Genomic DNA, 6814 nt, shown 5'->3' on the forward strand with positions numbered 1-6814 from the left:
AACTTCAGAATGCAGCTTCGAGGCGTTAAAGACAAAGCATTTTTCCTTTTCAGATTATCCAAAATTTTTGCCTAGTCCCCAACTTTTGTTACTGATCCCATTTTTAGGGACGATTTCGGGACAAGCGTAAAATAAAAAAGCGTAAAGAATTGAAAATCAATTAATTACGCTTTGTTAATTGTAGACCCACAGGGATTCGAACCCCAGATGACTGAACCAAAATCAGTAGTGTTACCGCTACACCATGGGTCTCTGTTTGTTTTGTGGTGCAAATATACAGCGTTTTTGTTTATTTGCAAATAGTTTTGAAACTTTTTTTTAAATTTACTTCGAATTCATAAGGCTTACAACATGAAAATAGACTTCAATAATCTCAAAATTAATCAATTAAATGCCGAAAATATTTTCGAAAAAAAAATCATTTTTTTTTTAGAAGAGTGGGTTTCGTACTCAAAAACTGTTAAAATTCAGACATCGGGTTCTACCGGAATACCAAAAATTTTTGAAGTCGAAAAAAACAGAATGCTTAATTCTGCAAAAATGACCTGCAATTTCCTTGGTTTGAAATTAGGAAACTCTGCATTGCTCTGTCTTCCGATAGAATATATTTCAGGGAAAATAATGATTGCCCGGGCTTTTGAGAGGAAACTCAAGCTTATTGTGGAAGAGCCATCTCTTACTCCACTGAAGAAAATTAATGAGAAAATAGATTTTTGTGCGATGACTCCGCTTCAGGTTGAAAATTCTTTAGATAAAATTCATTTAATTAAAAATTTAATCATAGGTGGAGCGGCAGTTTCAGAAAACCTTAAAAATAAGATTGATGAAATTTTGAAAGCTTCTCCAACAGAAAATAGAATTTTCGAAACTTACGGAATGTCTGAAACGCTTTCGCATATTGCCCTGAAACAAATATTTCCACAGAAAGAAGAGTTTTTTACCGTACTTGAAGATGTAGAAATTTCTCTGGATGACAGAAACTGTCTTGCTATTTTTGCCCCAAAACTAAATCCTGAGAGGTTGCAAACTAATGATATTGTAGAATTCGGATATTCGGAGTCTGATCAATTAAATAAAAGTAAATTTAAATTTTTAGGAAGATACGATTATGTGATAAATTCCGGAGGTGTTAAGATTTTTCCTGAAAAAATTGAAAACTTATTAAAAAAAACGATTGATAAAGAGTTGATATTTGTAGGTAAACCAGATGAAATGTTAGGGGAAAAGTTAGTTTTGGTTATTGAAGGGAAAGAGTCAGACGAAATTAATCAACAGCTTTCAAAAATTAATTATGAAAACAAATTTCATGTTCCGAAGAAAGTTATTTATTTGGAAAAATTTCCAAGATCTGATAATGGTAAAGTGCTTAGAAAACAAGTTGTTAAGTTAATCTGAAAATACAGAATGCAATTAAACTCGAATTATATATGAAAAATTTCGATCACGAACTTTCCTATAAAACTTCCAGAAGCAGCGGAAGTGGCGGACAGAACGTAAATAAAGTGGAAACTTCTGTAACCGTAATGTGGAAGGTGGAAGAATCTGTAGTTTTTACAGATGTGGAGAAGGAAAGAATTTTTTTTAAACTCAAAAACAGAATTAATGCTGAAGGTATTTTGCAGATGACGGTTTCGGAAAGCAGAACTCAGCTTCAGAATAAAAAAATTGCAGCAGAAAAAATTCAGGAAATGGTTAATCAGGCATTAATTATTCCCAAAAAAAGGATTGCGACAAAACCCAGTAAAGCCAAAATTGAAAAAAGGCTTGAGAGTAAAAAGAAAATTTCAGAAAAAAAGGAAAACAGAAAGTTTAGATATTAATTCTCACTCTTTAGAAAAAAACATTATTTTCGCAAAAAAAAATAATTATGTTTAAAAAACTCATCATTGCAGGAGTTGCTTTTGCTCCGTTTCTTTTTTCTGCACAAGAAGTACAGGTAAGTAAAAGTGAGCCGAAATTTGCCGTTATTCCGTACGTTGGATATGCTTGGCGTCTTGCAAAAATGCCTTCTGGAATTTCCAATGAAACAAGAAATTATCTTAAAGGTTTAAAACATGGTGTAGATACAGGTATTTCTGCGTATTACCTTATTAAAGGAAACAGTGGTGTCGGCTTAAAATATTTAGGGTACTTTGCATCAAGCAATGGGAAAATAGCCGTCCAGAATATGTACGGTCAAAATACTGTTGCGTCAGTAAGTACCAAAGATCAGATTCATTTTGTGGGTGCCTCTTATATGTTCTCCAATTTTAAAGAAGATACTAGACATAAATTGTTTTATGACGTTGCCTTAGGAGTAATTACCTATACAACTAAAACTGGAAATGTATTAGGAAAGGGATCTACTCTGGGTGCAGAATTTAATTTTGGCTATCAATACGCGGTAACTAATAATATTTTTATAGGTCCTACACTAGGTTTAACGGGTGGTACTTTAAATAAAATGACCTATAACGGAACTACTGTAAATTTTGCAGATAACGAAAAAGAAGGTCTTACAAGACTTTCTTTAAGTGCAACGGCCACTTTCAGTTTTTAAATTTTTATCTTTGCAAAAAATAAAAAATAATGAGCAAGCCAATTACGGAGTTTATTGAGAAATATTATCTGCACTTTAATGCTGCAGCGTTAGTAGATGCATCCAAAGGATATGTAGCACACCTGAAAGATGGTGGTAAAATGATGATTACTTTGGCAGGAGCTATGTCTACTGCAGAATTAGGAAAGATTTTAGCTGAAATGATCCGTCAGGATAAAGTTGATTTCATTTCTTGTACAGGTGCTAACTTAGAAGAAGATTTAATGAATCTTGTAGCACATTCTCATTACGAAAGAGTTCCTCACTACAGAGATTTAACACCTCAGGAAGAATGGGATCTTTTGGAAAGAGGCTTAAACAGAGTTACAGATACATGTATTCCTGAAGAAGAAGCATTCAGAAGATTGCAGAAACATATCGTTGAAATCTGGAAAGATGCGGAAGCGAAAGGTGAAAGATATTTCCCGCACGAATTTATGTATAAAATGATTCTTTCCGGAGTTTTGGAGCAATATCACGAAATTCCTAGAGAAAACTCGTGGATGATTGCTGCTGCAGAGAAAAACCTGCCAATTGTAGTTCCTGGATGGGAAGATTCTACAATGGGGAATATTTTTGCATCGTATTGCATTAAAGGAGAGCTTAAAGCAACCACAATGAAATCTGGGATCGAATATATGGCTTATCTTGCCGATTGGTACACAAAAAATTCAGGTGGAAAAGGAGTAGGTTTCTTCCAGATTGGAGGAGGTATTGCCGGAGATTTCCCAATTTGTGTAGTTCCTATGCTGTATCAGGATATGGAAATGCATGATATTCCTTTCTGGTCATATTTCTGTCAGATTTCAGATTCTACCACATCTTATGGTTCTTATTCTGGAGCGGTTCCCAACGAAAAAATTACTTGGGGGAAATTAGACATCACGACTCCGAAATTTATTGTAGAAAGTGATGCCACAATTTGTACTCCGTTAATGTTCTCTTATATTTTAGAAAACTCATAAAAGTTTTCGGTAATTTATTTTACAGAAAAATTTAAAATGACCACCGAAATTCTCGATGGTCATTTTTTTTTGATACTTATTCAGAATGATTTAATGGAAATTTGGTATTTTTAATATCTAAAAACACACTAATGATACTGGATATTTTATTTCCCAACCGCTGTATAGAGTGCAATTCTATTATAGAAAGTGATTTAATTGTTTGTGGTAATTGCATGGATCAGGTTCATTTTACCCATCAAGATTATTTCGCAGATAATTTTGTAAAACAAAAATGCAGGCTTCTTTTTCCTGTTGAAAATGCTTTTGCTCTGATGAAATTTGAAAAACAAGATGTCAGCAGAAAAATCATTCATGAATTGAAATACAGAAGCCGAGAAATTATCGGAAAAAATTTAGCCGAATGGACAATCAATTCACTTGATTTCAAAAATGAAAGACCAGACCTTTTTGTTACTGTTCCGCTTCATCCTAAAAAATTAAGAGAGCGTGGATATAATCAATTGCATCTTTTTACGCGTGTTCTTTCAGATTTTTATAATATTCCTTACGATAACGAATTACTCAGGAGAAATCATTATTCTAAAGCACAGGCACTCAAAAATAAGCGAAACCGCCTGAATACAGATCACATATTTTCGGTTACAAAAGATGTTTCTGAAAAACATATTCTGCTGATTGACGACGTTTTTACCACAGGAAATACATTGGCAACCATTGCATGGGAAATTCTCAGAAAAGGGAATAATAAACTGAGTGTTTTGGTAATGGCAATGGATGAATAAAGTGTATTTTCAAAATTGATATTTGAAGATTATTTTACCGTTGTAGTTTTTCTCCGTAGCTTAGATCTCCCGCATCACCCAATCCCGGACTGATGTAACCTTTTGAAGTTAAATTTTCATCAATAGCACCCACCCAAATTTTTGCGTCAGGATAAGCTTTTTCTATAGTTTCAACGCCTTGTCTGGATGCAATTGCTGCCACAATGTGAAGGCTTGTTGGTTTTCCGTGGGTTAATAAATCTTTAATCGCTTCTATAAGAGACGCTCCTGTTGCCAACATGGGATCTGCAACAATTAAAGGTCTGTCTTGTATATTTGGGCACGTTAAATAATCCTGTTTTATGGAAAAATAATCGTTGGCGTCGTGTTTTCTGTATGCTGCCACAAATCCGCAGTCTGCTTTATCAAGATAATTCAAAATTCCTTCAAATAAAGGAACTCCGGCTCTCAAAATTGTTGTAATAACGGGCTGAACAGCGATTTCTTTAACTGCAATCTTATCAAGTGGAGTAGTTATCTGAATTTCTTTATGCTGCAATGTTTTACTGATTTCAAATGCGGCAATCTCACCAATTCTTTCCATATTTCTTCGGAATCTCATGCGGTCATGCTGAATTTCTACATTTCGGAGTTCATTAATCCATGAATTAACTAACGAAAATTGTTCTGATAAAACGATTGTGTTCATTATTTTGAAATACCTTTTTTAAGTTGAGTTTTACTGTTGATTATTGTTTGATTGAAGAAAATTCCACAACCATTTTTCAACTATTTAAATCTATTGGTTTTTAAGAATAAAATCCCTCTTAGAAAAATCTAAAAGGGACTGTTATTTATTTTTGTCTGAAATATACTTCGATAGGAACTCCGGTAAACCCGAATTCTTTTCTTAATTGGTTTTCTGTAAATCTTTTGTAAGGTTCTTTTACATACTGAGGCAAATTGCAAAAGAAAACAAACTGTGGAGATGGTGTAGGAAGTTGTACACAGTATTTAATTTTAATATACTTTCCTTTATTTGCCGGTGGAGGAGTAGCTTCAAAAATAGGAAGCATAATTTCATTCAGCTTAGAAGTTTTAATTTTCTTTTTTCGGTCTTCATAAACCGTCATCGCTGTTTCTACAACTTTTAAGATTCTCTGCTTCGTTAAAGCCGAAACAAACAAAATAGGAATGTCGCTAAACTGACCAATTTTGTCGCGGATTGCTTTTTCAAAATCTCTGATGGTATTGGTTTGTTTATCTTCAATTAAATCCCATTTATTCACTACAATAACAATTCCTTTTCTGTTTTTCTGAGCTAAACCAAAAATGTTCATGTCCTGAGATTCCCATCCTAAAGTAGCATCTACCATGATGATTACTACATCAGAATACTCAATAGAACGAATAGAACGCATTACAGAATAAAATTCCAAATCTTCAGAAACCTTAGATTTTCTTCTCATTCCGGCAGTATCTACCAAAACAAACTCATGTCCAAACTTATTGTACAAAGTCTGAATACTGTCTCTTGTGGTACCTGCAACATCGGTTACAATGTTTCTGTCTTTATCGAGTAAAGCATTGGTTAAGGTAGATTTTCCAACATTAGGACGACCTGCAATGGTAATTTTTGGCAATCCTTCGAAAGGATCTTTATATTCTGTAGTTGGAAAATCTCCTACGATATCGTCCAATAAATCTCCTGTTCCGGAACCTGTTGCTGAAGATAAAGTATAGTATTTATCGATTCCCAACTGATAAAATTCTGTGGCATCCAATTCTTCTCTTGCCGAATCTACTTTGTTTACTACAATATAAACTGGCTTATTGGATCTTCTGAGCATTTCATAGATTTCATAATCGGTATCGGTAAGACCTTCTTCCACATTCAGCATGAAAATAATAGAAGTAGCTTCATCTACCGCAAGCTGTACCTGTTTAGAAATTTCTCCCTGAAATACGTCGTCATTATTTACATCATATCCTCCTGTATCAATTACAGTGAAATCTACACCATTCCAGTCAGACTTACCGTAATGACGGTCTCTTGTTACTCCAGCTGTAGAATCTACAATGGCTTCTCTTCTTTCTAATAAACGGTTAAATAATGTGGATTTTCCTACATTGGGACGCCCAACGATTGCAACAATATTGCTCATAAAATTTGTTTCTTTTCTTTAAAAACCGAAGATTGATGCATTCATCATTTCTGAAACTATTTTCGTAATACCGACATAGTGATTCAAAATTGAAATCTCCTGATGATTAAATTCTGATTAAGAATGGGTTACTTCGACCCTCGAAGCCCAAAATTTTTGCAAAGATAAGCGTTTATTATCTAATTTATATAAAAAATACTTTTGCAATGAATTAGGATAAGAAAAATTACTGTTTTTTTGTAATTTTAACCCGTAGTGCATTATAAAAAAGGTTGCTCAAGTGACTAAAAATTAGTATATTGTATTGACTACCAATCAAATACAATTATGAGCAACCTTGAA

General features: G+C 33.7%; 7 protein-coding genes and 1 tRNA gene. 5 read left to right on the forward strand and 3 right to left on the reverse strand.

Going from position 1 to position 6814, the window contains the following annotated elements; translation table 11 throughout:
* Nucleotides 1-181 precede the first annotated feature (181 nt).
* Nucleotides 182-252: transfer RNA gene (locus tag IV513_RS14555), tRNA-Gln, on the reverse strand.
* 99 nt (nucleotides 253-351) lie between these two features.
* Here IV513_RS14555 and IV513_RS14560 point away from each other — a divergent pair.
* The 5 genes from IV513_RS14560 (at nucleotide 352) to IV513_RS14580 (ending at nucleotide 4328) form a co-directional block, all read left to right on the forward strand.
* Entirely contained in the window at nucleotides 352-1395 is a 1044-nt protein-coding gene (locus IV513_RS14560; protein WP_209391284.1) for an AMP-binding protein, read from the forward strand.
* Nucleotides 1396-1427: 32 nt separating this feature from the next.
* Nucleotides 1428-1820, forward strand: a complete 393-nt coding sequence (gene arfB, locus IV513_RS14565) for an alternative ribosome rescue aminoacyl-tRNA hydrolase ArfB (RefSeq protein ID WP_209391285.1) — start codon at nucleotides 1428-1430, stop codon at nucleotides 1818-1820.
* A 47-nt stretch (nucleotides 1821-1867) separates the two neighbouring features.
* Nucleotides 1868-2539: a hypothetical protein gene (locus tag IV513_RS14570; RefSeq protein WP_209391286.1), complete on the forward strand. Its 672-nt coding sequence runs from the start codon at nucleotides 1868-1870 to the stop codon at nucleotides 2537-2539.
* Nucleotides 2540-2568: 29 nt separating this feature from the next.
* The gene (locus IV513_RS14575) at nucleotides 2569-3543 is read left to right on the forward strand and encodes a deoxyhypusine synthase family protein (RefSeq protein WP_209391287.1); all 975 of its coding nucleotides are present in this window, start codon (nucleotides 2569-2571) and stop codon (nucleotides 3541-3543) included.
* Nucleotides 3544-3674: 131 nt separating this feature from the next.
* Nucleotides 3675-4328 (forward strand): ComF family protein, encoded by a 654-nt coding sequence (locus IV513_RS14580; RefSeq protein ID WP_209391288.1) that lies wholly within the window; start codon nucleotides 3675-3677, stop codon nucleotides 4326-4328.
* Between the two features lie 34 nt (nucleotides 4329-4362).
* Here IV513_RS14580 and upp read toward each other — a convergent pair whose 3' ends face one another.
* Both upp and der read right to left on the reverse strand, forming a co-directional pair.
* Nucleotides 4363-5016, reverse strand: coding sequence for a uracil phosphoribosyltransferase (upp, locus tag IV513_RS14585; RefSeq protein WP_209391289.1), 654 nt, complete (start codon nucleotides 5014-5016; stop codon nucleotides 4363-4365).
* A 145-nt stretch (nucleotides 5017-5161) separates the two neighbouring features.
* Entirely contained in the window at nucleotides 5162-6472 is a 1311-nt protein-coding gene (der, locus tag IV513_RS14590; protein ID WP_209391290.1) for a ribosome biogenesis GTPase Der, read from the reverse strand.
* Nucleotides 6473-6814 lie beyond the last annotated feature (342 nt).

It is taken from the genome of Chryseobacterium sp. RR2-3-20, from assembly GCF_017808115.1.
GTDB classification, from domain to species: domain Bacteria; phylum Bacteroidota; class Bacteroidia; order Flavobacteriales; family Weeksellaceae; genus Chryseobacterium; species Chryseobacterium oryzae.